This is a genomic window from Pseudomonas sp. NGC7, from assembly GCF_047159675.1.
Classification (GTDB): Bacteria; Pseudomonadota; Gammaproteobacteria; order Pseudomonadales; family Pseudomonadaceae; genus Aquipseudomonas; species Aquipseudomonas kermanshahensis.
The window spans coordinates 366,105-390,968 of sequence record NZ_BAAFZY010000001.1 but is presented as its reverse complement, the minus strand read 5'-3'; the positions used below and the strand labels follow the sequence as shown (position 1 = coordinate 390,968).

The following is a 24,864-nucleotide window of genomic DNA, read 5'->3' as shown; positions in this document are numbered from 1 at the left end:
GATCCTTTTTGTATGGCCTTTACTGGGCGACACACCGCGACAATGGGTCGCGGGCACACCGAAAGCGGCGCAAGGTTACCAGCACCCGGTGGGATGAAAGCAATCTGATATCGTGGTTTTTTCTGTAGCTGAAACGGTATTTCGGTTCGCCTGTACCGGCCTCTTCGCGGGGCAAGCCCGCTCCCACATGATCGGATGAACCCTGGGGGAGCGGGCTTGCCCCGCGAAGAGGCCGGTACAGGCAACACAAAAGGAACTGCGAGAACTGCGGCTGTCGAAAGCCGCAACATCTGATCCATTCGTAGGGAAATGCCCTGTATCTCTTGCCGGATACGCAGGGATAAGCACTGCGGCGCTATACTCTGCCGCTGAAATTCAAATCGGACTACAAGGACTCGCCCATGAAAGCGTTCGGCAAAATCCTGGGACTGGGGCTTCTCGGGTTGCTGCTGATCATCGTGGCGCTGGGCTTCGCCCTGACCCACCTCTTTGATCCCAACGACTACAAAGACGAGATTCGCCAGCTGGCACGCGACAAGGCTCATGTCGAGCTGACCCTCAACGGTGACATCGGCTGGAGCCTGTTCCCGTGGTTAGGCCTGGAGCTGCATGACGCGAGCATCGCGACCTTGAGTAAACCCAGCGAGCCATTCGCCGACCTGAAGATGCTCGGCCTGTCGGTACGCGTGCTGCCGCTGCTGCGCCGCGAAGTGCAGATGAGCGATGTGCGCGTCGAAGGCCTGAACCTGACCCTGGCCCGCGACGAAAATGGCCATGGCAACTGGGAAGACATCGGCAAGCCATTGCCCGCCCCTAACGGCGCCCCAACCGATACACCGGCCCAGGCACCTGCCGAACAGGCCCCAGCGCAAGCCGACAGCGGCAGCGAGCGTGCGGTCAAACTCGACATCGACAGCCTGACCGTGAACAACGCCCGCGTGCAGTACACCGATGCCAAAAACGGCCAAAGCTACAGCGCCGAAAGCATCCAGCTGAGCACCGGCCCGGTCCACGAAGGCGCGAACATTGCGCTTAAGGCGAGTGCCTTCCTCAGTGCCACCCAACCGAGCATCAAGGCCCGCACCGAGCTTGCCGGCGAACTGCGCTTTGACCGCAAGCTCAAGCGTTACAACTTCGAAGACATGCGCCTCTCGGGCGAAACCTCGGGCGAGCCGTTTGCCGGCAAGACCGTGACCTTCGCCGCACAAGGCCAACTGCTGGTCGACCTGGCAGCCAATGTCGCCTCGTGGAACGGCCTGAAAATTTCGGCCAACCAGCTGCGTGCACTGGGTGAACTCAACCTGCGCGACCTGGACAAGGCACCGCAACTCAGCGGCGGCCTGTCGATCGCCCAGTTCGACCTGCGCACCTTCCTCGACGGCATCGGCCGCCCGCTGCCCGCCACGAACGACCCGGCCGCGTTCACCAAGCTGGAACTGGTCACCCGCCTGCAAGGCACGTCGAACAGCCTGGCCCTGGCAGACCTGGCAGTGAAGCTGGACGACAGCACCTTCACCGGCCGCGTGGCCGTCGAAGACTTCGCCAAACAGGCCCTGCGCCTGCAACTTAAGGCCGACACCTTCGACGCCGACCGCTACCTGCCCGCCAAGAGCGAACAAGCCAAAGGCGCGACGGCCGCCCGCCAAGCCGAGGTCAAGCAACAGGAGGCCAGCGCCGTGGCCGGTGCCAGCAGCTCCCCGCTGCCCAACGCCCCGACCCAGGTCGCCTGGAGCGACGACAAGCTGCTGCCGGTGGACCGCCTGCGCGCCCTCGACCTGCAGGCCGACCTGACGTTCGGCGCACTGACCCTGGACAAACTGCCCATTCAGGATGCCCAGCTCAAGGCCACTGGCCAAGGCGGCCTGGTGACCCTGCAGACCCTGCGCGGCGGCCTCTACAATGGCAGCTTCGAGGCCAAGGGCACCGTCGATGTGCGCCCTGCCGTGCCGCAGCTTGGCGTCAATACCAAGATCAACCGCGTACCGGTGGAACACTTCATCAAGGCCGAGGGCAAAGAGCAGACGCCACCGGTCAAGGGCCTGTTGACCCTGACCAGCGACCTGACCGCAACCGGCAACAGCCAGAAGGCATTGGTCGACACCCTCAATGGCAGCGCCAACTTCACCATCAACGATGGCGTGCTGGTCAATGCCAACCTTGAACAGCAACTGTGCCAGGCCATCGCCACCCTGAACCGTAAAACGCTCAGCGGCGAACCGCGCGGCAAGGACACGCCCTTCGAGGAACTGCGTGGCAGCCTGGTGGTGCGCAATGGCGTGGCCAGCAACCCAGACCTCAAGGCCCGCATCCCAGGCCTGACCGTCAACGGCCACGGCGACCTCGACCTGCGCGTGCTGGGCATGGACTACAACGTCGGCGTGGTCGTCGAAGGCGACCAACGCGCCATGCCGGACCCGGCCTGCCAGGTCAACGAGCGCTATGTCGGCGTTGAAGTGCCGCTGCGCTGCCGCGGCCCGCTGGAGCTTGGCGCCAAGGCCTGCCGCCTGGACCAGGACGGCCTGGGCAAGGTCGCCGCGAAACTGGCCGGCAACCGCCTGAAAGACAAGATTGATGAAAAACTCGACGAAAAACTCGGAGACAAAGTGAGCCCTGAACTTAAAGACGCGCTCAAGGGGCTGTTCAAACGATGAGCCCCGAGCAGTTCTCCAGCGCCGTGCTGGACTGGTATGACGCGCACGGCCGACACGACCTGCCCTGGCAGCAGGGCATCAACCCGTACCGGGTATGGGTGTCGGAAATCATGTTGCAGCAGACCCAGGTCAGCACCGTGCTCAATTACTTCGACCGCTTCATGCAGGCCCTGCCCACCGTGCAGGCCCTGGCCGAAGCGCCGGAGGACGAAGTGCTGCACCTGTGGACGGGCCTGGGCTATTACACCCGCGCGCGCAACCTGCAGAAGGCGGCGAAAATCGTCGTCGAGCAGCATGGCGGCGAGTTCCCGCGAAGTGTCGAGCAACTGACCGAACTGCCTGGCATCGGCCGCTCCACCGCCGGTGCCATCGCCAGCATCAGCATGGGCATCCGCGCGCCCATCCTGGACGGCAACGTCAAGCGCGTGCTGGCCCGCTTTACCGCCCAGGCCGGCTACCCCGGCGAGCCCAAGGTGGCTAACCAGCTGTGGGCCAGCGCAGAGCGCTACACCCCGCAAACCCGCGCCAACCACTACACCCAGGCAATGATGGACATGGGCGCCACGCTGTGTACCCGCAGCAAGCCCAGCTGCCTGATCTGCCCGCTGCAACGCGGCTGCGAAGCGCACCTGCACGGCGAAGAAACCCGCTACCCCGAGCCCAAGCCACGCAAGGCGCTGCCGCAACGCCGGACGCTGATGCCACTGCTGGCCAACCACGAAGGCGCGATCCTGCTGTACCGCCGACCGTCCAGCGGCCTGTGGGGTGGTTTGTGGAGCCTGCCGGAGCTTGAGAACATCGAGCAGCTCGACGACCTCGCCTACCAGCATGGCCTGCGCCTGGCAGAGAGCCGCGCACTAGACGGCCTGACCCACACCTTCAGCCACTTCCAGCTGGCGATCGAGCCCTGGCTGGTGAAGGTCGACCCGGTCGGCCAGCACGTGGCCGAGCCCGACTGGCTCTGGTATAACCTCGCCACCCCGCCGCGCCTGGGCCTCGCTGCCCCGGTCAAGAAGTTGCTCAAACGCGCGGCCGACGAACTGATTGCAGGAGATGCCCGATGACCCGCACCGTGATGTGCCGCAAGTACAAAGAAGAACTCCCAGGCCTGGAGCGCCCGCCCTACCCAGGTGCCAAGGGCCAGGACATCTTCGATCACATCTCGCAGAAGGCCTGGGCCGACTGGCAGAAGCACCAGACCATGCTGATCAACGAAAAGCGCCTGAACATGATGAATGCCGAGGACCGCAAATTCCTCCAGGCCGAGATGGACAAGTTTTTCGCCGGCGAAGAATACGCCCAGGCCGAAGGCTACGTTCCGCCTGCTGAATGACCCCAAAAAACGTAAGCGACGGAATTAATTTAAAATTTTTTCAAAAAGTCGTTGACGGACGGTCTGGAAATCTATTTAATTCACCTCGTCGCCCAGATAGCTCAGTCGGTAGAGCAGAGGATTGAAAATCCTCGTGTCGGCGGTTCGACTCCGTCTCTGGGCACCACCTTCAGCTTCTGGTGGTTGCAAAGTTACCCGAAGCGACAACAAGAAACCCGCCTAGTGCGGGTTTTTTGTTGTCTGCGATTTTTGCAGCAGCCACCTGCAACCCCGCCCAATAAAAAGGCCCCCTGAGCAATGCACAGAGGGCCTCGTCACAAATCAGCCATTACGCCTGGCTATCGAATTCCTCGGGGGTCATCTGCCCCCGATAGGAAATGCTCAGCAGCGCCCTGGCGTCATCAACGGATGCGACCGCCTTGGCCAACTCCGCCTCGGTGATCTTGTACTCGTCCAGGGCCAGGGTAAGCCAATCGTTGTAACCGGTGCCGTCGTTGCTGACACAGCTCAACACCAGGTGAAAGTAATGCTTCATGGGAACGTCTCCTGTTAGCCCCACCTAAGCGTGGGCAGATCAGGCTATTGCGCCCGCCCTTTGAGTATCAGGTGGAAACCACCCACCTGAGGCTGGGGCCGAGCCCACCTATCCGGGTAAATTGACCCGCATCAATAAGCGCCAGGCCTGTCGCCCCTAGCATGGGAAAAGCACATCAGAACCGACAGGACCTCCATGAGCGACGACGCCACCCTGCTACTCACATCCACCTCGAACGCCACGCCGAACGCCACGTCAACCAGCCCCAACCGCCGCGCACGCCCCCGCAAGCCCGCCATCAAAGCCGTCGCCGACCCCGTCATCACCCAGGTCAGCCAGCAACCGGCAGCCATGGAAGTGGCCAGGGCGCCCAAGGGCAGTAACGAAGACAGCACGCGCGCACGCCTACCGGCCAGCTACCCGTACCGCACCCGCATGCACCGCCAGGAATACGAAAAGGCCAAGCACGCGCTGCAGATCGAACTGCTTAAAGTGCAGAGCTGGGCGAAGGAAACCGGCCAGCGCGTGGTGATCCTGTTCGAAGGGCGCGACGCGGCGGGCAAAGGGGGCACCATCAAGCGCTTCATGGAGCACTTGAACCCACGTGGCGCGCGGATTGTGGCGCTGGAAAAGCCTTCCGAGCAGGAGAAGGGCCAGTGGTACTTCCAGCGTTATATCCAGCACCTGCCCACGGCGGGCGAAATGGTCTTCTTCGACCGCTCCTGGTACAACCGCGCCGGGGTCGAGAAGGTGATGGATTTCTGCAGCCCGCTGCAGTACCTGGAGTTCATGCGCCAGGCACCCGACCTTGAACGTATGCTGTGCAACAGCGGCATCCTGCTGTTCAAGTACTGGTTCTCGGTGAACCGCGAAGAGCAGCTACGGCGCTTCATCTCACGCCGCGACGACCCGCTCAAGCACTGGAAGCTGTCGCCCATCGACATCAAGTCGCTGGACAAATGGGACGACTACACCGCCGCCAAAGAAGCGATGTTCTTCCATACCGACACCGCCGATGCACCCTGGACGGTGATCAAGTCCGATGACAAGAAGCGCGCGCGCATCAACTGCATCCGGCACTTCCTGCACTCGCTGGATTACCCAGGCAAGGACCTGGCCGTAGCGCACGCCCCAGACCCGCTGCTGGTGGGGCGCGCATCACGCGACTTCGAAGAGGATGAAGCGCCAGCGTCAAGCCACTGAACCGCCGAGACTGCCAGCCAGCGCCTAGCAGGTGTGTGCACACCTACAATGCTTGGGTTTCGTCTTTAACTGCGCTTCAATACGCGCACTTTTTCAGGCACACCCAAGGATTCACCCATGGCCACCACGACCAAGCAACAGAAACGCGCCAAGCGCGCCGCCAGCAAGGCCAAGCAAAACCGCATGGTGCGCAGTGGCCAGGCGGTCAAGGCCAGCGCCGGCGACAGCGCCAGCATCGAGCAAGTGTTCAACAAGGCCATGGAGTCGGACAGCTACAAGGAGCTGTTCGACAAGATGAAGGCCGCACAGGAAACCAGCCTGGTCGCGATGATCTCGGTGTTCCTGGTCGACCCGCTGCTGGCCCTGGTGCTCAAGGGGCACAAGGAAGAGCACGCCACCGACTACATCGTGCTGGTGTTCAATGCCTACCGCACCTGGCTGGATGGCGCCGACGAAGACACCACCATGGCCTGGCTGGAAAGCGACGAGTTCCAGGAGGCGTATATCGCCGCCTCGGAAGTTGTGGCCAAGCAACAACAGCAGCAGAAGCAGTTCGGCTAAATAAGCCATCACCGGCCCTAGGGTAGGAGCAGCCTTGTGCTGCGAAGAGGCCGGTGAATGCACCGCAACTATTGGCTGCTTTCACCGGCCTCTTCGCAGCACAAGGCTGCTCCTACAGCGGGACGCAGAATTCGCTAGCAGGCCGTAACATGCAAAAAGGCCGCGCCCTTCACAGGGCGCGGCCTTTTCATTCAAAGCAGCGCAGATCAGTTATCCAGCGCCACCCGCCCAGCCGCTTCGCGCTTGCGATGCACCAGCAGCCCGGCCGCCACCACACCAATGCTCAGCAAGGCAGTGGCGATGATCTCGGCGCGGTGATCTTCACGCAGCCCCATCACCACCAGCACAGCAACGATGAAGGCGATGGTCGCCCAGGTCAGGCCCGGGAACAGCCACATCTTGAAGTCGATCTTCTCGCCACGCGCTTCACGCTGGCTGCGCATGCGCAGTTGCGACACCGCGATCACCAGGTACACCAGCAGCGCAATGGCGCCGGAGCTGGCCAGCAAGAACTCGAACACCTGGGCCGGCGCCACATAGTTGGCGAACACGCACAGAAACGCTGCCGCAGTCGACATCAACACCGCCACATGCGGCGTACCTGCCTTGGTGGTGCGTTGCGACATGGCCGGGGCATCGCCACGCTTGCCCAGGGAGAACAGCATGCGCGAGGAGGTGTACAGCGCCGAGTTCAGGCAGCTGGTGACGGCGACCAGCACGACGATGTCGACGATCAGTTTGGCATTCGGCACACCGATGCGGCTCAGCACCGTCTGGTAAGAGCCCAATTCAGCCAGGGCCGGATCGTTCCACGGCACCAGCGCCACGACCAGGAAGATCGACACCAGGTAGAACAGGCAGATACGCCAGATCACCGAATTGGTCGCGCGGCTGATCTGCTTGCCCGGGTCTTTGGACTCGGCAGCGGCGATGGTGACGATTTCGGTACCCATGAACGAGAACATGGTGGTCAGCATGGCTGCCAGCACCGCGCCCAGGCCATTGGGCATGAAGCCTTGGGTGTCGAACAGGTGGCTGACACCGCTTACTTGGCTGCCAGGCGCCAAGCCGAACATGGCCACGCAACCCACGACGATGAAGCCAATGATCGCCAGGACCTTGAGCAAGGCGAACCAGAACTCGAATTCGCCGTAGTTCTTCACACTGCACAGGTTGGTCAGGGTCAGCACCAGCGTGATGATCAAGGAGAAGGCCCACAGATCAACAGCAGGGAACCAGGCATGCAAAATGGCCGCAGCCGCGTTGGCCTCCAGCGGAATCACCAGCACCCAGAACCACCAGTACAGCCAGCCAATGGTGAAGCCGGCCCAGCGCCCAATGGCGCGGTCGGCATAGGTAGAGAAGGAACCGGTGTCAGGTGAAGCAATGGCCATCTCGCCAAGCATGCGCATGACCAGTACGACCAAGGTACCGGCGGCGGCGTAGGCCAGCAGTACGGCCGGGCCAGCGGCGGCGATGGCGTGGCCGGAGCCAACGAACAGACCGGCGCCAATTACGCCAGCGATGGACAGCATGGTGACATGCCGCGATTTGAGCCCCTGAGCGAGGTCATTGGAATTGTTACCGCTCATAAAACTACCTTTGTAAGGAGTGGACCACTCCGACTACGGGAACGAAGCGCGCCTGGGGTTAGTTAGGCGTCGCTGCAATCGGCGGTTTCCTACTGGCAATAAGTGAGCCATCGGCTGAATGCATTCGTCAGAAAAATCTGGCAACCGTAAAGGACGCGGCTTGCAGGGCTTTCGGCCATGCCTTGACCGAAAGGCCGCCAAATCGCCGTGTAAGGTCCGGATTACTGAAATACCCACTTACAAATGCACCAAAGGTGCTCCCAGGTAACACCTATGCACCGCTGCAATGCAGAAAAGTACAACCGACAGGTACAACCCTGCCTGGCAAGCGTCAGCAATGGCCTAGAGGGGGATTACCCGCGAATGGTCCAAAACCGCTTCCAAGCGCGGGCCAAAGCTGGCACCATCGCGCCTTTTTTCATCAAGGCTCTGGTGTTGGGCTAGACCTTCGCGGTCATCCTCGCGACGTTGCACTGCAGCGATGCGACAATCTGCCCCGACAGCGACCCGAGCCCCTAGCGACCCTGTTGGCCGCCATAATGCCGCTATGCTAGCTTGGCGCACGCCAGGAAGGCCGCCAACAGCTGGGAACGCACCCGAACACATGAGGACCGCACATGGCTCAGGCCACGCCCGCGCTGGAAATCCGCAATCTGCACAAACGCTACGGCGAGCAGGAAATTCTCAAGGGCATTTCGCTGACCGCACGCGATGGTGACGTGATCTCCATCCTGGGGTCGTCCGGTTCCGGCAAGTCCACCTTGCTGCGCTGCATCAACCTGCTCGAAAACCCGCACCAGGGCGAAATCCTGGTGGCCGGTGAATCACTCAAGCTCAAGGCCGCCAAAAACGGCGACCTGATCGCTGCCGACAACCGCCAGATCAACCGCCTGCGCAGCGAGATCGGCTTTGTCTTCCAGAACTTCAACCTGTGGCCGCACATGTCGATCCTCGACAACATCATCGAGGCACCGCGCCGCGTGCTCGGCCAAAGCAAGGCCGAAGCCATCGAAGCCGCAGAAGCCTTGCTGAACAAGGTCGGCATTTTCGACAAGCGCCACAGCTACCCCGCGCAACTTTCCGGTGGCCAGCAACAACGTGCCGCCATTGCCCGTACCCTGGCCATGAAGCCCAAGGTCATCCTGTTCGACGAGCCAACTTCGGCGCTCGATCCGGAAATGGTCCAGGAAGTGCTAAACGTTATCCGCGCATTGGCCGAAGAAGGCCGTACCATGCTGCTGGTCACGCACGAGATGAACTTTGCCCGCCATGTGTCCAGTGAAGTCGTCTTCCTGCACCAGGGCCTGGTTGAAGAGCAAGGATCGCCGCAGCAGGTCTTCGAGAACCCGACCTCGGCGCGTTGCAAGCAATTCATGTCCAGCCACCGCTAACGGAGCAACACGAATGCAGACCTATAAGAAATTCCTCCTGGCCGCTGCCGCCACCCTGGTGTTCTCGGCAAATGCCATGGCAGCCGAAAAACTCAAAATGGGCATCGAGGCGGCCTACCCGCCGTTCAACAACAAGGATGCCAGCGGCCAGGTGGTCGGCTTTGACAAAGACATCGGCGACGCCCTGTGCGCCAAGATGAAAGTCGAATGCGAAGTGGTCACCTCTGACTGGGACGGCATCATCCCGGCGTTGAACGCCAAGAAGTTCGACTTCCTGATCTCGTCGCTGTCGATCACCGATGAGCGCAAGCAGGCCGTCGACTTCACCGACCCGTACTACTCGAACAAGCAGCAGTTCATCGCCCCGAAAAACGTCGACTTCAAAACCGACCGCGCCTCGCTCAAAGGCAAGACCATCGGTACCCAGCGCGCCACCCAGGCAGCGACCTGGCTGGATGACAACGGCGGCATGGACGGCGAGTTCAAGGTCAACCTGTACGATGGCCAGGAAAACGCCTACCTGGACCTGACCTCCGGCCGCCTCGACGCCATCCTCGCTGACAAGTACGCCAACTACGACTGGCTGAAGTCCGCTGCCGGCAAAAACTTCGAGTTCAAAGGCGAACCGGTAAACGACAGCGACAAGGTCGGCATTGCCGTACGCAAAGGCGACAATGAGCTGCGCAACAAGCTCAATGCCGCACTCAAGGAAATTGTCGCCGACGGCACCTACAAAAAGATCAACGACAAGTACTTCCCGTTCAGCATCTATTGATTCGCCCCGACCGGCACGCCCTTGGGCGTGCTGGTCCCTAGAACGACCCTACCCATGACTATCGACCTGCACGGATTCGGTCCGGCCCTTGCGGCTGGCACCTTGATGACCGTAAAACTGGCGCTCTGCGCCTTGCTGCTGGGGCTGATCCTGGGCCTGCTCGGTGCCCTCGCCAAAACGTCCCCGGTCAAGCCACTGCAATGGCTTGGCGGCTTCTACTCGACCTTGGTTCGCGGCGTGCCCGAACTGCTTTGGGTCCTGCTTATTTATTTCGGCACCGTCGGCATGATGAACAGCCTCGGCGAGGCGCTCAATATGCCCGGCCTTGAGCTCAGTGCCTTCGCCGCCGGCGTCATCGCCCTCGGCCTGTGCTTCGGCGCCTACGCCACCGAAGTGTTCCGTGGCGCCATCCTGGCAATCCCCAAGGGCCACCGCGAAGCCGGCCTGGCACTGGGCCTGTCCAAGGCGCGCATTCTGTCGCGGATCATCCTGCCGCAGATGTGGCGCATCGCCCTGCCTGGCCTGGGCAACCTGTTCATGATCCTGATGAAAGACACCGCGCTGGTGTCGGTCATCGGCCTGGAAGAAATCATGCGCCACGCGCAGATCGGCGTGACCATGACCAAAGAGCCGTTCACCTTCTACATGGTCGCGGCCTGCATCTACCTGGGCTTGACCGTCATCGCCATGACCGGCATGCACTTCATGGAAAAACGCGCCGCTCGCGGCTTTGCGAGGGCTGAATCATGAATTGGGAAGTCATCATCAAATGGCTGCCACGCCTGGCGCAGGGCGCGACCCTGACCCTGGAGCTGGTGGCCATCGCGGTGGTTGCCGGGCTGATCCTGGCCATCCCGCTGGGCATCGCCCGCTCGTCCCGCCACTGGTACGTGCGCGCCCTGCCGTTCAGCTACATCTTCTTCTTCCGCGGTACCCCGCTGCTGGTGCAGCTGTTCCTGGTCTATTACGGCCTGGCCCAGTTCGACGCCGTGCGCAACAGTTCGTTGTGGCCTTACCTGCGCGATCCGTTCTGGTGCACTGTGCTGACCATGACCCTCCACACCGCCGCCTACATCGCCGAGATCCTGCGCGGCGCGTTGCAGTCGATCCCCAAAGGTGAGGTCGAGGCAGCACGGGCGTTGGGCATGTCGCGGGGCAAGACCCTGTTCTACATCATGCTGCCGCGCGCCGCCCGGATCGGCCTGCCGGCCTACAGCAACGAAGTGATCCTGATGCTCAAGGCCAGCGCCCTGGCCAGTACCGTCACCCTGCTGGAACTGACCGGCATGGCGCGGACCATCATCGCCCGCACCTACCTGCCGGTGGAGATCTTCTTTGCCGCCGGGTTGTTCTACCTGTTGATCTCGTTTGTGCTGGTGCAAGGCTTCAAACTGCTGGAGCGCTGGTTGCGGGTAGACGCCTGCCAAGGGCGCTAAACCTTACTGGCCTCTTCGCGGGCAAGCCCGCTCCCACAGGAATGCCACCGGGCGCAAACCTTGCGCCCCCTGTAGGAGCGGGCTTGCCCGCGAAGGGCTGCAAAGCAGCCCCAACCCTGCCGACCACAACCATGACCCCACCCCCCATCCTCCACAGCCACCCGCTAAGCGACCGCTTCCAGGCCCTCGATCAGTTCCTGACCGAGCACCAGCACCTGTGGAAACCCAGGCCATTCACCGCCCTGCGCCTGGAATGGGAAGCCCAACACCCAGCGCTCGCCGCCCACCTGCGCCAATCCCCCCTGGCCGATGCCGACGCCGAGCCCGACCCAACCACCCTGCCCGCGCCCTTCCCACAACTGGCCCGGCAAGCCCACCACCTCAGCGCCCTGGATACACTCCCCGACGCCGGCCTGCCGCCCGCCGCCCACCGCCTCGACGTCGGCGTACCCGGCCGCAAGTGGCAGCAGATCGAAGCCTTCACCCGCCGCCTGGCCTTCAACGAGCACCCCCAGCACTGGCTGGACTGGTGCTCCGGTAAAGGCCACCTTGGCCGCCGCCTGCTGCAGCCCGGCCAGCAACTGACCTGCCTGGAATACGACGCCGAGCTCGTCGCCGCCGGCCAAGCCCTGAGTGACCACCACCACCTGCCCGCGCGCCATGTGCATCAAGACGTAATGGCCGCCGACAGCGCCCGCCACCTCGACAGCGACAAAACCGTGGTCGCCCTGCACGCTTGCGGCGACCTGCACGTACGCCTGCTGCGCCTTGCCAGCCAGCAAGGCTGCCGCCAAGTCGCGGTGGCCCCTTGCTGCTACAACCGCATCGAAGCGCAGCACTACCAGCCGTTATCCACAGCCGCCCAAGCCTCCAGCCTACAGCTTTCGCTGGACGACCTCGGCCTGCCATTGAGTGAAACCGTCACCGCCGGCGCCCGCGTGCGCCGCCAGCGCGACACCTCGATGGCCCGTCGCCTGGGCTTCGACCTGCTGCAACGCCAACAGCGCCAGTGTGATGATTACCTGCCCACCCCCTCGCTGCCGGTGGCCTGGCTGGACAAGCCCTTCGAGGCGTATTGCCGCGACCTGGCCGCACTCAAGCAACTCCCGCTGAGCGGCACGCCAGACTGGTCTGCCCTTGAGGTCGCCGGCTGGCAGCGCCTGGCCGAAGTGCGCAACCTCGAACGGGTGCGCAACCTGTTCCGCCGCCCCCTGGAACTGTGGCTGGTACTCGACCGCGCCCTGTTCATGGAAGAACAAGGCTATGCCGTGCGCCTTGGCTTGTTCTGCGACTACCCACTCACGCCGCGCAACCTGCTCATCCTCGCGGAACGCGACCGTTAGCCGCAGCACAACCTGTGGATAAGTCTGTGCACAAGCTTTTGATGAATGGTTGGATCCAAGCGCTATTTCAAGCGTTTGGCTTATTCCTGCAGGCAGTTCAAGGCCCGCAAAAACAGGCATTTGCGCAAAGACCAGCGGCGTATGGGTTCGGCATGCCTTTCGCGCAAGTTGGCAATGCTACTTGTGCATAAACTTTTGTTGTGCTTTCTGCAGGGGCCACAAAGCGGCCCGATGCGTCAACGGTTTTTGTTCTTGGCCAGCTCGATATCGTTCATCAAAGCCTTGGCCAGCGCCGCCAGGTAATCGGCTGCGCCCAACAGCTTGTGGTCGTCTTCCATATCGCCCTCCCTGAGCAGGTGCTTGATATAGCCGAGCAGGATCGACACCTGCTCGTAGGCGTCGTCGATGGGGATGCCGGGTTGTACGCGCAGCAGGTTAACCGGTGGGTTGCCGACTTCGAGGAAGGTTTCCAGGCCTGCGGTGGTGATCTCAATGTGGGGCTGGGGTGGATCGGGGACGATGTTGATCATGGCGTAAGTCCTTATTCAATTAAGGTACTGCCACTGAATCTTTCTCACGGATTTAGGTGGCAGCCGTACGCGGGGTGAGAAACCGAGTGAATAAGGAAGCTCGGCCAGACCGAAGCCTGCCCGCGTACAGCCACCATTACGAGGTAGCACTCATTCATAATCGGGTTCTCACACCCGGTCGCCGAAACGACCCGAAAACGGTATCCGTGAGGCACTTCCCCGACAACAGCGATACTTCGGCAGCGCGCGTAGGATAGGTCCGAAGCAGCCCAACCCCGAAGCATTTGGTTTCAGCTTCAGAAATGCCTTACAGGTCACGCACCGCCTCCCCTTCCAGGGTGTATCATCCGCCCCCCAAATCATTAAAAAGACACGTCGCACGCTGACCGCCAGCCCTGCGACCTTCTGGCGTTGCGCCAGAGCCGACAATGGAACAACGGACCCTCATCGTGACCCAAGCCAAGCCCCTTGCCCTGTTGACCCTCGCCATGGCCCTGACCGCGTGTGCCGGCGGCACCCCAAGCCAGCCTTCCAGCAACCTGGGCTGGGACACCCCCGCCATGCAGCTGGGCGGCGACCGAGGCCTCCCCTTGCGCGCCGAGACCCCTTGCCGCAAGCGCGGCTGCGACAACGACAAGCTGTTTTTCAACCCCGGCAAAACCGAGCCAAACGTCAACACGATCCACCGCGGCTGGTAGGAAAAATCTCCTTTTAAGCCGGTGACTTAGCTCATTTGCAAACAATCGCAAGGAAGTGGTTTACAGGCGCCAAACGATCGTTATAATGACGCCCCATTGCCGGTATAGCTCAGATGGTAGAGCAACTGACTTGTAATCAGTAGGTCCCGGGTTCGATTCCTGGTGCCGGCACCATACGCAGTATCAAAAAAGGCTCCCCGAAAGGTGGGCCTTTTTTGTTTGTGTGTCCGCTGCGACGCCCCATAGCCCCTCAGGGCAGCCCAATTGGCCCGTCACGGGATTGCCACCTTGCAGCGCACTGGATACGCATCAGCTTCAGTAAGCTGAGCTCCCCCCTATCCAAAGGCCACCCATACTCTTGAAAACTGCACGCCCCGTGTAGGAGCTGGCTTGCCTGCGATGGGCTGCACAGCAGCCCCAAATGCCTCCGCCAAAACACCGTGCTCACCGCCAACCAGAGATTTCCCCAGAGCCCCAAAGGTCGCCCCCGCATAGAACCCGTACCCAGCGAAATAATGTCTATCAAACAGATTGCTGGCATTCCAGAACAGCTACCCAGGCCAGCTGACGTCGGTAACCCCTCGCCCACGCCATTAGAGGTCTCGCCAACGGGACTCGCTACCGGCGAGATATGCTCTGCGCGATAACCCTCTATGACTGATATCCAGAGGCTCCCAACATCCCGCCGAATGCAATGGCTGACATTGCTACTCTGCGCATAATCGCGGTCATCACCAAACGCGCTGTCCTCCAGTAACCTATCCGCTTTACCGAAAACTGTGCCAACTGTTCCAGCTCTTTCTCCTGAATAGAAACGGGCACTCCTACCAATGCTGTAACCCTGATCGCACAACGTTTTGCTGCAATCCCCCCCCGTGACTACCGGCGTGACAACCGGCGTGACAACCGCCGAGGTCACAAGCAACAGCCATGTAGATGATGGTGCCGCAGACCAGGGAATGGACTGCACCTGACTGACAGTCAGACATGCCCCGCTCATCGCTTTGCTGCTGCTCCTGGCTCACGATCTCGATGGCTCGATCAAAGCAGCACGGGTTAGACATCGACCCGCAATACCTTTATCACGGCTGCCAGAGCTACAGGCACGCATCGACAACTACAAAGGTCGTCCACTCTCACGCCTTACCATGATGCTATCGCTGCACGTGTTCGTACGCTCCAGGGAGCTGCACTTCGCCCGTTGGAACGAGTTCGACCTCAAGCGCGGAATCTGGGAAATCCCCGACACCCGCACGCCGCTGGACGGCGTGCCGTTTTCCATAAGAGGTACGAAGATGGCCGGAGACATCCACGTTGTACCCTTATCGCCACAGGCTGTGGCCTTGCTTGAGCAGATCCACGCGATCACCGGCAAGTTCGAGCTGGTGTTCGCGGGGGATGCCCCCGGTGGACATCAGTGGTTCCCCAAGGGCGATTCGCATCCGGCAGCTCGCCCGGTCACTACCCATGTGATGGATGCTCTTTACACATATAGCGCTCGTGCGCCAGACACACCGTACCTCGCTGCCATGCAGCAACCTATCCGCTTGGCCGAATATTGCGCCAACCTGTGCCCGTCTCTTTCTTCTGGAAAGAGACGGGCACTTCTACCACTGCTGCAGCCCTGATCGCACATGGCTTTGCGGCATTCCCCCTCGTGACAATCGGCGTGACAAACGCCGATGTCACTAGCAACAGCGCTGTAGATGATGGTGCCGCAGACCAAGGAATGGACTGCACCTGACTGACAGTCAGGCATGCCCCGGTCATCGCATTGCTGCTTGCACATGGCTCAGGATCTTCAGGCGCTGATCTCGTCAGCCAGTGCTGCCTCCACCCGCCCACCGGTAACGGTGCTCAGGAGGCCAGATCATGAGATGCCCTTGCTCCCGGATGTAAGGAGCCGCCAGTCCCGCGTTAGTGGACATCCCCGCAGGTCGCAGGGACCTTGATCCCTGATAACACTCAGCATTCTTGGCGGGATGACGTGGGGAGAGCTTGATCAGGAGTTTGTGCAAGGATATGTCGGCTACCAGACAGGATGCATTCTGAAAGCTTGAAAGATGGAAATAGCCCTACACATTGCAACCTGAGGTGAAAGACCTCTATTTACTAAAACCATGGCAACCGCTAAATTGTCATAGTGGCAATATGCCAAGCCAGCTGTTTAGCCATCCAAACGGATGCAGCCAACCATTGAAAACACTGTTATAGGCATGAAAAAACAAAAAGCTTAACAGTACGACTTTATAAAAGAGAGCGATCACTTTGAACTGGGAAAATGCAATTAAAGTAGGTGGGCCATCAGTTATAGCGACGTTTGTTTTCCAGCACCTAATTACCACCTACTTAGATAAGTCAGAAATATTCAAAAAAAGCTTGACATTAAACTTAACTCTAATTGCGGCAATTTTTTTATTCTGCATAGCAATGGGCTGGATTTGGGTAAAATCCGACCAGAAAAAAAACGCCAACAGCAAGTCAATTGCCAAAAACACGATAGAAGAAAACGAAGTAGATGGTAACTTCAAGATCGGAAGTTCCTCGGACATCACAGATAACAAAATCAATAAAAACAAAGTTAAAGGCGACTTCAGCATCGGCGGCAAAGATTAACAACGCCGTGCGCGAGCAAGGGAGTCGTGAAATGGTGTCAATTTCTGGTAACGAGATCAATAATAATGAAATTCACGGCGATCTTAATATAGGGTCAACCGTAATAAAATTTCCTTCTTTTGACGTTACGGTAGGTGCAGAGGCCTTAAAAAAGCTTATAACTCAACACGAACTACTTAAAGAAAGCGACCCTATCTACCAGATGGTATTAGAGGAACTGGAGAGCAAAATCAAAAGCTCTCCTTCGAGGACTGTCATTGGATTAGAAGCTAAATTAGAGATTGCAGGGCGAGAAGTCTATCTCAACCAAGCGCTCATCTCTAGTCAAAAAGCTGCGAAGATGATTTCTAAGCTTCAACATGTAAAGTCTTACCAGATCATATTCAACCATCTTCTGGGACTGATACTAACAAGGTTTAACGCCCACATTTTACCAATGCTTAAAAGCGGCCAAGGCGACATCACGATTCGCTCTGCAATTAACGCCACCATCATAGAACCACTTTATCAGGAAGTCACGTTGGCTGGCGGTTTTGTAACCAGCGATCTTGTCGAAGGAATGCTATATTTCTTAACCGAAAAATGTCACGTGGAGTGGACGTGATGGTAATTTATCACCCAGGTTATGATGTAAATCACTGCGTTTATCGAATATTGAATATCTTAAACTCTGTAGATAATCATGAAATTCAGAAAGACGCATTACGCCTTATAGATTTTTATTATCTGTATCCTCATCTTTTAAAGTCAGTCAATCTTCCTCGACCGCTCAATCGATACAAAGATATCATTTTTAGCACGCCCGAGCCATTTGAAGTAACACCAAACCCTAGAAGTTTATTCTATGAGCTTTCTCGCATTCAAGATTCAGCGATGCTCGCCCTACAACAAAAATCAATAATAAGGTTAACTGCGAGCACCATTACATTACTTTCTGATTCTCTACCAACCGACTTAATCAGAACCTTCAACAACGATTCATTCTCAAAAAGCGAATTATTTAAAGGTCTGATTTCCGCATTACCAAAGGTCAAGCTCGAAGGAAAAACAGGCTTTAAATTCAAAAGCGGGTTAATGGAATATCGCTATGATTAAATCGACACTTTCTATTGAGCGCTTCATTGTAAAGAAGTCCGGATTTAGCGTTTATGATGAAAAATTCCACAGAGGAATAAATGTTATTCGCGGCGATCACTCCGTCGGAAAAACCACTATTCTTGAGTTGATTTTTTATATCTTAGGCGGAGAAATCAAGGACAACCAATGGCTGTACCCAGCAGACAAGTGTGACTATGTGTGCTGCCAAATCAATATAAATGGAAATATTTTTACTATAAAAAGAAACATTGAGAAAGGAAAAATACCTCCCATCTCAATACGCTCTGGCAGTTATGACGAAGAAACCAGCGATGTAGAAGCATGGGGCAATTATGGCCCACGTCGAAGTGACGAGAAAATGTCTTTCTCTCAGAAGTTTTTTGAGCTTCTTGGATGGGAAGGTCACAAGACAGAAGATTACGCTAATCTTACAATGCACCAGGTCCTAAGATTTTTGTATGTTGACCAAGAAACTGCCTCTACAAAAATTTTTAGAGCGGAGGACAACCCTCGTGCAGACAGCGAAGGTACTCGCTTGGCAATTGCAGAGTTCCTCTTAGGGCTCGATAACTTAGACACACATCAACTGCGCCAAGAGCTTTTGATAGCTGAAAGAGAGTACGAACGCGTCGCTTCAGATCTCGCCGCAATGTATAAAATATTGGGGGAAGACTCAGCTGTTACGCTGCAGACACTGCAACTCAATATCGCATCCAATATTGCTGAAATAATAAAATTAAGAAGCACCCCACCAGAAGCGACTGTCAGCTCAAATGCTGATCAAGCCAGAATTTCAGAATTTCAACGTATAAAATCTCATATAGACACCTATAACAGACAATTGCAGAGCTTTCAATCAGATCTATTTCTGGCAAATGGCGAGATTGTAGACTGCCAGCTATTCGAGAAATCGCTCCAATTTAGAAAAAAATCCTTGCTAGAGTCCAAAGCAGCATATGAAACAGTTGGGCTCCTTAAATATTCACAATGCCCATGCTGCCTCAACGAGATCGTGGCTTCCGACATGCCCGAAACCTCTGAAAATTGCCATCTTTGCAAATCCCCGATTGAGGGAGACAAGCATAACTCCAACTATATGGAACTTCTTAATGAGCTAGACTTCCAACTACTCAGTAACAAGAAAGTACTACAAGACCATATCGAACATAAAATTGGCTTGGAGTCCTCCATTGAAATTTGCAAATTAAACTTGGCAAATGCGCAGAGCAAAATTTCTGAGTTCACTGGATTGTTCGACCCTGCGTCTCATGCCGCGCTAGAGCGCGCACAAAAAATTGGATTCCTAGAATCAGAAAATATAAACCATGAGAAAAAAGTCAGAATCATCACTGACTTGGATGCGCACAAACTAAAAAAGCTCGATTTGATTGCCGACATATCAAAAATTAAAGAGCTTATTCAAAGCGCATCTGCTGCAAATAAAAAGAGACGCGAAACCGTATACCATGGAATTGCAGAAAACGTCGTAAGCATTCTACAGCCTGAGCGCAGGGTCAATGGTGAACCTTATGAAGAGGAATTCGCTGAGTCCAACATTGAAGAGGTTGAGATCGACTTTGCAAAGGACCGAATGCTCATAAATGGAAGGGTGAAGTTTTCTGGCAGCTCCAATTACATCAAAAAAAACTCGCTTCACATTTCAGCGTTATTAGAATCACTGGACGATCCAAACTATCGACTCCCGCGCTTTTTACTAGTTGATGCAATTGAAAACGGAGGCATGAAAGAATATCGCAGCCACAACTTTCAGCGAGCCCTAATAAACTGTTTCAAAGATCGTTCTGATTTCCAGCTTATTTTTTGTACTTCTATGGTTCTAGATGAGCTTAACAATGAAAAGTTTGGGGTTGGGCCATTCTATTCCGGAAACGTCCTTAATATTTAATAAAACTAAAGCCCTGAGAGCTGTCTGGTCGACGTTAGTGAAACATCCCTAAAAGGATAATTTTAGGGATATCCGAAAAATATCTCTATCAATTCTTCATTGCCGCCAAGAAGTTAGCTGTGATTTCGACTCCTGGTGCCGCACCATACGCAGTATCAAAAAAGGCTCACCGAAAGGTGGGCCTTTTTTGTTTGTGCCATCATTGAAACGGTAATTTGAAAGCCCCCCCGCAAGACCCAACCCCACCTTGATCTCAATCAAAACCCAAACCACCAAACCGCATAGCGTGAAATCAGCCCCCACCTACGAGGACTGACCACCATGCCCAAAAAATTCCCCACCCACCCCAGCCACCCCGAGCGCATCTGCTGGGGCTGCGACCTCTATTGCCCAGCCAAGTCACTAGCCTGTGGCAATGGGTCAGATCGGACCATGCACCCAGTGGAGTTGTTCGGCGAGGACTGGGACAGGTTTGAGGACCGGTTGGATAAGCCGATTGATGAGGTTTCGGGGGTGCAGTGCAGTTGATTGTGGGTGGGAAAGGGGCCGCTTTGCGGCCCATTCGCAGCACAAGGCTGCTCCTACAGGGGGGCGTCAGAATGACGTGCTGAGCGTCAGCGACAGATTGCGGGGGTCGCCATAGATTGCCCCGGCATAGAAGCCGTAGCGGGTGTAGTAATGCTTGTCGAACAGGTTATTGGCATTGAGGCTGACGCTGGTCTCGTCCGTCAGCTGGTACTTGGCCATGGCATTCCAAATCGCATACCCCGACCAGTTGACGTCGGTCGAGCCTGCGCTTACGCCATTAGTGGGCTGGCCAGCGGGGCTGGACACCGCACGGATGTTGCTCTGCGCGGTAACCCCTGCGCCAAGCGTCAGGCGGTCCAGTGGGCCGGAGAGGCGGTAGGTGGTGGAGGCCTTAAACAGGTGTGACGGGTCGCTGCGGCCGTCGCTGTCGATGCGGCGGAAGTGCAGGTAGGTGTAGCCGGCGTACACGTTCCAGCTGGGGGTCAGTGCGCCGGCGATTTCCAGGTCGATGCCGTCGGTTTCCTGGCCGGAACCGGCCTTGTAGGCGTCGTTGCCGGTGGGGGTGGTCAGGTCGCCGTCCAGCACGGCTTTGTTTTCCTGCTTGGTGCGGAAGTACGCGGCCGAGGCATTCAGGCGGCCATCGAACCACTCGCCTTTGATGCCGGTTTCGTAGCTTTGCCCGCGAATGGGTTCGACTTTGCTGCCGCTGCTGGTCTCGGCGGTTTGTGGGGTGAAGATGTCTGTGTAGCTGGCGTACAGCGAGTAGGTGTCGTTGAGGTCGTAAATAGCCCCCAGGTAGGGGGTGACGATGCCGTTTTCTTCCTGGCTGGTGCGCACGCCGGCGTTGCTGCGGGTAATGGCCGAGTAGTTGCTGGTACGCACGCCGACGATTGCCGACAGTGGGTCGGTGATGCTCAGGCGGGTCGCTGCGTACATGCCTTGCAGGCGGGTGGTGGTTTTGCTGTGGCGGCCGGTGCGCGAGGCGAGCATGTCGTAATCGTCATCCACGCCATTGCGCCAGTCGGTCAGCGGGAAGCCGTTGTTGGCGCGGAACTGGCAACCCAGCGCTGCGGCGCTGACTTGGCTGTCGCTGACCATGTTGCAGGTGTATTCCGGCGACCAGGCGACAGTGCGGCTGTCGTTGTAGCCGACCATCGCTTGGTGGGTGCGGCCAAACAGCTGGAACGGGCCGGACAAGTCGATTTGCGCAGATTGCTGGGTGGTGTCGCTGGAGCTGTGCAGGCCGTTGAGCACGGCGCCGCTGCCGTCCTGGTCCCAGTAGCCGCCAAAGCTGCCGCGCCCGGCCGAGTTGACCTTGGCCAAGCCGCGGTGGTTGAGGGCCTCGGCGGTGCTTTGCGCGGCTTTGAGGTTCAGCGACCAGTCGTTGTCGAAGCGGTGTTCGAGGGAGCCGAAGGCGGTGCGGGTGGTGTACTCGCCAAAGCTCCAGCTCGGCACTACGTTGGTGCTGCGCGGCAGGTCGGTCTTGCTGCCGTCGCCGTACCAGATCGGGATGTTCGCGCCCCAGCCGCCGCCGACGACTTTGTTGTATTCGTACTGGTAGCCAGCGCCCAGGGTGGTGGCGTCGTCGAGGTCGAATTCGAAGTTGGCCAGCGCGGCGCGGGAGCGTTCGGACTGGTTGTCGCGGAACGAGTTGGCGTCCTGCTGGGTCATCACGAAGCGCGAACGCAGGCGGCCGTCTTCGGACAGCGGCAGGTTAAGGTCGGCGCCCAGGCGGCGTTTGTCCCAGCTGCCATAGGTGGCGTAGGCGCTGCCGCCAAAGGTTTTGGTCGGGGCCTTGCGGATCAGGTTGACGGTGGCCGACGGGTCGCCGGTGCCGCCGAGCAGGCCGTTGGCGCCACGGACGATATCGATGCGCTCGTACAGGTCCATGTTCAGCGCATTACCCCCGCCGCTGAAATCGGAACCGCCCTGGAACTGCAGGCCATCGACCTTCCAGTTGGTGATGGAATAACCGCGGGCGCGGTAGTCGGTGCGGCCGCCTACCTCGGCCTTGCTTGCGGTCACGCCTGGCGTGGTTTCCAGCGCCTGCTCGATGGTGTGGATGGCGCGGTCGTCCATCTGCTGGCGGGTGATGGTGGTCACCGACTGCGGTGTTTGACGCGGCGTCAGCTTGAGGCCGGTTGAACTGCGGCTGCTCTCGACCGTGTACCCTAGCTGGCCCGTTTCATCGGCAGGCACCAGCGCGCTGTCTTCGATCTGCGTGGCATCCAGCTCCAGGGGCTGGCTGTCAGCCGCCATCGCTGCGCCGCTGATGGCCACGGCAATGAAGAAGGCCAGCGGGTTGAGGCGACTTCCGCCTCGGCTGATGGGAGAGAAGTCGTTCATGATGCTCCGAGGTTTCATTTGGGAAGGTTTCGTATTCGCAGATGATTTTTTGTTACGATTCTAGGGATCCGCCCTTGGGGCTCCAGGCCCGGCTTGTACGGGCTTGTAATCGAACGTAACGAGCGCCACCGGCCCTCATCGAACAGGTGTTTTTTGAAATGAGCACGACCCTGCTGGTTGTCGACGATGACGACGAGATCCGCGAACTTCTCTGCGATTACCTGACCGATGCCGGCTATACCGTGCTGGCGGCCGCTGACGGCGACGGGATGCGCCAGCAACTGGCGCTGCATAAAGTCGAGCTGGTGGTGCTGGACTTGATGCTGCCCGGCGAGGATGGCTTGAGCCTGTGCCGCCAGTTGCAATCAACGCCCGGGTTGGCGGTGATCATGTTGTCGGCCAAAGGCAGCACGCTGGACCGCATCATTGGCCTGGAAGTGGGCGCGGACGATTACCTGGCCAAACCCTTCGAGCCGCGGGAGCTGATTGCCCGGATAAAAGCGGTGTTGCGGCGCCCGCAGCGCCTCGATACGCCGGTTGCAAAACCCGCGGTGGAAGCGCAGCAGTTCGCCGGGTTTCGCCTCGACCACGTCAAACGCCTGCTCACCCGCCCTGACGGCGAAACGCTGACCCTGCCCCGCTCCGACCACCGCGTATTGCGCGAGCTGCTGGAGGCCAACAACCGCGTGGTGTCCCGCGATCAGCTGACCCGCAGTGCGTTCGGCCGCGACCACCTGCCTGACGACCGCTCGGTGGACATGTGCGTCAGCCGCCTGCGCCAACAACTGCGGCGCGCACCGGGCGGCGCAGCGCAGATCCTTACCATCCGCAACGAAGGCTACTTGCTGAGCCTTGCGCGCAGCGAGGCTGATGCCTGACATGCGCTGGCTTCGCCGGCTGTGGCCGCGCACGCTGTTTGGCCAACTGCTGTTGATCATGGTCAGCGGCACCGTGGTGATCCAGTTGATGTCGAGCAGCATCTGGTTCGATGTGCGTTTCGCCCAGGTGCTTGAGGCCCCTGTTCGGCTGATCGCCGCCCGCAGCGCGCCGTTGATCGCCAGTGCCAATTGCCATGGCAGCCCGTTGCAGGCACCTGCCCACTATCAGTTGCGCTGTGCCGAAAACCTGCCCGCGGCGGAACACGACGAACGCAGAGGGCGCAAGCGTATCGAGCTGCTGCTGCAACAGGCCCTCAACTACGAACTGGGCCACGCCCAGGAGGTGCGCCTGCTGAAGGTGCACCTGACCGATGAACTGGGCCAGCCGATTGTCTGGCGCAGCCTGTTCGGTTTGCGCACGGCGCAGGCACATATCGCGTTTGCCGTGCCGCTGGCCGATGGGCATTGGTTGACCATCGATGGCCAGGAGCTGCAGGGCTGGAGCGGCGAGTCCGCCTGGGTGCTGATCAGCGATTACCTGCTGCGGGTGTATGCCCTGCGCATCGTCGCCGTGCTGTTGGTGTGCCTGGTGGCGGTGCGCTTGTGCCTGCGCCCGTTGCGGCGCCTGGCGGATGCCGCGCGCGGCCTGGGCAGCAACCTGGAGCAGCCGCCCTTGGCGCTGGACGGGCCGGAAGAAGTGCGCCAGGCCGCCCAGGCCTTCAACGCGATGCAGCAGCGGTTGATTGCGATGGTCAACGACAAGGCCTATTTCCTGGCTGCCGTGTCCCACGACTTGCGCACCCCACTGACCCGCATGCGCCTGCGCCTGGAGCGCTTGCCGGACGACGAGGATCGCCAGCGCCTGCGGCAGAACATCACGCAGATGGACGACATGATTGGCCAAGTGCTCGATTACCTGCGGGCCGGGGAGCAGCAAAACCTGCAACAGGTGGACCTGGACCGGCTGGTGACGCGGCAGTGTGCCGACTTGTCCACAGCCCGCGAGCCACTGCCGGTTCATGGCCAGGGCGGCAGTTTGCGGGTCGATGCGCTGCTGCTGCAGCGCTGCCTACAGAACCTGCTGGTCAATGCCTTGCGTTATGGCAAGGAGGTTTCGGTCACGCTGGAGCGCGCGACCACGGGGGTTTATATCCATGTCGATGACCGAGGGCCGGGGATCGCGCCAGGCTTGCTGGCGACGGTTACCGACCCGTTTGTGCGGGGTGAAGGGTCGCGTAACCAGGCGTCTGGCGGGTATGGCTTGGGGTTGAGTATTGCCCAGCGGATCGCGGCCAGCCATGGCGGCGAGTTGCTGTTGTGCAACCGCGACGGCGGTGGGCTGCGGGCCAGCGTGCTGTTACCTCGATAACCTGTCACCGCGCCTTTGTAGGAGCGGCCTTGCGTCGCGAAAGGGCTGCGTAGCGGCCCCGGCAATTTTGCTAGT

22 protein-coding genes, 2 tRNA genes and 1 pseudogene are annotated in these 24,864 nt (G+C 58.8%); 21 read left to right on the top strand and 4 right to left on the bottom strand.

What is annotated here, in order from left to right:
• Positions 1 to 401: 401 nt before the first annotated feature.
• The 4 genes from ACMCNM_RS01765 to ACMCNM_RS01750 all read left to right on the top strand — a co-directional run bounded on the left by ACMCNM_RS01765 (position 402) and on the right by ACMCNM_RS01750 (position 4,150).
• Complete coding sequence (locus ACMCNM_RS01765) at positions 402 to 2,651, top strand: AsmA family protein (protein WP_412763844.1); 2,250 nt, start codon at positions 402 to 404, stop codon at positions 2,649 to 2,651.
• Complete coding sequence (mutY, locus tag ACMCNM_RS01760) at positions 2,648 to 3,715, top strand: A/G-specific adenine glycosylase (protein ID WP_027594267.1); 1,068 nt, start codon at positions 2,648 to 2,650, stop codon at positions 3,713 to 3,715. The genes ACMCNM_RS01765 and mutY overlap by 4 nt, the downstream gene beginning before the upstream one ends.
• Positions 3,712 to 3,984, top strand: a complete 273-nt coding sequence (locus ACMCNM_RS01755; RefSeq protein WP_027594266.1) for an oxidative damage protection protein — start codon at positions 3,712 to 3,714, stop codon at positions 3,982 to 3,984. The genes mutY and ACMCNM_RS01755 overlap by 4 nt, the downstream gene beginning before the upstream one ends.
• Positions 3,985 to 4,074: 90 nt before the next feature.
• Positions 4,075 to 4,150, top strand: a tRNA-Phe gene (locus tag ACMCNM_RS01750).
• 162 nt (positions 4,151 to 4,312) lie between these two features.
• Here ACMCNM_RS01750 and ACMCNM_RS01745 read toward each other — a convergent pair.
• Positions 4,313 to 4,519 carry a hypothetical protein gene (locus tag ACMCNM_RS01745; protein ID WP_085273848.1) on the bottom strand — a complete coding sequence of 69 codons (207 nt, stop codon included), beginning with the start codon at positions 4,517 to 4,519 and terminating at the stop codon, positions 4,313 to 4,315.
• Positions 4,520 to 4,870: 351 nt separating this feature from the next.
• On the opposite strand from ACMCNM_RS01745, the gene ppk2 reads away from it, so the two are divergent.
• Together ppk2 and ACMCNM_RS01735 are read left to right on the top strand one after the other, a co-directional pair.
• Positions 4,871 to 5,722: a polyphosphate kinase 2 gene (ppk2, locus tag ACMCNM_RS01740; RefSeq protein ID WP_339549367.1), complete on the top strand. Its 852-nt coding sequence runs from the start codon at positions 4,871 to 4,873 to the stop codon at positions 5,720 to 5,722.
• Positions 5,723 to 5,839: 117 nt separating this feature from the next.
• Complete coding sequence (locus ACMCNM_RS01735; protein ID WP_027594262.1) at positions 5,840 to 6,283, top strand: hypothetical protein; 444 nt, start codon at positions 5,840 to 5,842, stop codon at positions 6,281 to 6,283.
• A 206-nt stretch (positions 6,284 to 6,489) separates the two neighbouring features.
• Here ACMCNM_RS01735 and gabP read toward each other — a convergent pair whose 3' ends face one another.
• Positions 6,490 to 7,875 carry a GABA permease gene (gene gabP / locus ACMCNM_RS01730; protein WP_027594261.1) on the bottom strand — a complete coding sequence of 462 codons (1,386 nt, stop codon included), beginning with the start codon at positions 7,873 to 7,875 and terminating at the stop codon, positions 6,490 to 6,492.
• A 617-nt stretch (positions 7,876 to 8,492) separates the two neighbouring features.
• Between gabP and ACMCNM_RS01725 the strand changes: the two genes are divergently transcribed.
• The 5 genes from ACMCNM_RS01725 to ACMCNM_RS01705 all read left to right on the top strand — a co-directional run bounded on the left by ACMCNM_RS01725 (position 8,493) and on the right by ACMCNM_RS01705 (position 12,820).
• The gene (locus ACMCNM_RS01725) at positions 8,493 to 9,266 is read left to right on the top strand and encodes an ABC transporter ATP-binding protein (RefSeq protein ID WP_027594260.1); all 774 of its coding nucleotides are present in this window, start codon (positions 8,493 to 8,495) and stop codon (positions 9,264 to 9,266) included.
• A gap of 13 nt (positions 9,267 to 9,279) precedes the next feature.
• Complete coding sequence (locus tag ACMCNM_RS01720) at positions 9,280 to 10,041, top strand: ABC transporter substrate-binding protein (RefSeq protein WP_099428098.1); 762 nt, start codon at positions 9,280 to 9,282, stop codon at positions 10,039 to 10,041.
• 54 nt (positions 10,042 to 10,095) lie between these two features.
• A complete protein-coding gene (locus tag ACMCNM_RS01715; protein WP_027594258.1) occupies positions 10,096 to 10,791 on the top strand; it encodes an ABC transporter permease in 696 nt (231 codons plus the stop codon).
• Entirely contained in the window at positions 10,788 to 11,477 is a 690-nt protein-coding gene (locus ACMCNM_RS01710; RefSeq protein WP_186682939.1) for an ABC transporter permease, read from the top strand. The genes ACMCNM_RS01715 and ACMCNM_RS01710 overlap by 4 nt, the downstream gene beginning before the upstream one ends.
• A 131-nt stretch (positions 11,478 to 11,608) precedes the next feature.
• Positions 11,609 to 12,820 carry a methyltransferase gene (locus tag ACMCNM_RS01705; protein ID WP_412763843.1) on the top strand — a complete coding sequence of 404 codons (1,212 nt, stop codon included), beginning with the start codon at positions 11,609 to 11,611 and terminating at the stop codon, positions 12,818 to 12,820.
• Between the two features lie 236 nt (positions 12,821 to 13,056).
• Here the strand turns inward: ACMCNM_RS01705 and ACMCNM_RS01700 are convergent, their stop codons facing one another.
• Positions 13,057 to 13,350, bottom strand: a complete 294-nt coding sequence (locus tag ACMCNM_RS01700; protein ID WP_412763842.1) for a DUF3077 domain-containing protein — start codon at positions 13,348 to 13,350, stop codon at positions 13,057 to 13,059.
• A gap of 449 nt (positions 13,351 to 13,799) precedes the next feature.
• Between ACMCNM_RS01700 and ACMCNM_RS01695 the strand changes: the two genes are divergently transcribed.
• The 8 genes and pseudogenes from ACMCNM_RS01695 to ACMCNM_RS01660 all read left to right on the top strand — a co-directional run bounded on the left by ACMCNM_RS01695 (position 13,800) and on the right by ACMCNM_RS01660 (position 20,196).
• Complete coding sequence (locus ACMCNM_RS01695) at positions 13,800 to 14,048, top strand: hypothetical protein (protein ID WP_238212836.1); 249 nt, start codon at positions 13,800 to 13,802, stop codon at positions 14,046 to 14,048.
• A gap of 98 nt (positions 14,049 to 14,146) precedes the next feature.
• A tRNA-Thr gene (locus tag ACMCNM_RS01690) sits at positions 14,147 to 14,222 on the top strand.
• Positions 14,223 to 15,067: 845 nt separating this feature from the next.
• Positions 15,068 to 15,487: pseudogene (locus ACMCNM_RS01685) on the top strand (tyrosine-type recombinase/integrase); the annotation flags it as partial.
• Between the two features lie 829 nt (positions 15,488 to 16,316).
• Complete coding sequence (locus ACMCNM_RS01680) at positions 16,317 to 16,664, top strand: hypothetical protein (protein WP_412763841.1); 348 nt, start codon at positions 16,317 to 16,319, stop codon at positions 16,662 to 16,664.
• A gap of 7 nt (positions 16,665 to 16,671) precedes the next feature.
• A complete protein-coding gene (locus ACMCNM_RS01675; RefSeq protein ID WP_412763840.1) occupies positions 16,672 to 17,268 on the top strand; it encodes an ABC-three component system protein in 597 nt (198 codons plus the stop codon).
• On the top strand, positions 17,268 to 17,759 hold the full coding sequence (locus ACMCNM_RS01670) for an ABC-three component system middle component 5 (RefSeq protein WP_318011749.1): 492 nt from the start codon (positions 17,268 to 17,270) through the stop codon (positions 17,757 to 17,759). Before ACMCNM_RS01675 ends, ACMCNM_RS01670 begins: the two co-directional genes overlap by 1 nt.
• A complete protein-coding gene (locus tag ACMCNM_RS01665) occupies positions 17,752 to 19,668 on the top strand; it encodes a hypothetical protein (RefSeq protein WP_412763839.1) in 1,917 nt (638 codons plus the stop codon). The genes ACMCNM_RS01670 and ACMCNM_RS01665 overlap by 8 nt, the downstream gene beginning before the upstream one ends.
• Positions 19,669 to 19,989: 321 nt before the next feature.
• Positions 19,990 to 20,196, top strand: coding sequence for a DUF3079 domain-containing protein (locus ACMCNM_RS01660; protein ID WP_412763838.1), 207 nt, complete (start codon positions 19,990 to 19,992; stop codon positions 20,194 to 20,196).
• A gap of 66 nt (positions 20,197 to 20,262) precedes the next feature.
• Here ACMCNM_RS01660 and ACMCNM_RS01655 read toward each other — a convergent pair whose 3' ends face one another.
• On the bottom strand, positions 20,263 to 22,560 hold the full coding sequence (locus ACMCNM_RS01655) for a TonB-dependent siderophore receptor (protein WP_412763837.1): 2,298 nt from the start codon (positions 22,558 to 22,560) through the stop codon (positions 20,263 to 20,265).
• Between the two features lie 140 nt (positions 22,561 to 22,700).
• On the opposite strand from ACMCNM_RS01655, the gene ACMCNM_RS01650 reads away from it, so the two are divergent.
• Complete coding sequence (locus ACMCNM_RS01650; RefSeq protein ID WP_027595215.1) at positions 22,701 to 23,420, top strand: response regulator; 720 nt, start codon at positions 22,701 to 22,703, stop codon at positions 23,418 to 23,420.
• A gap of 1 nt (position 23,421) precedes the next feature.
• Positions 23,422 to 24,789 carry an ATP-binding protein gene (locus ACMCNM_RS01645; RefSeq protein WP_412763836.1) on the top strand — a complete coding sequence of 456 codons (1,368 nt, stop codon included), beginning with the start codon at positions 23,422 to 23,424 and terminating at the stop codon, positions 24,787 to 24,789.
• Positions 24,790 to 24,864: the final 75 nt, after the last annotated feature.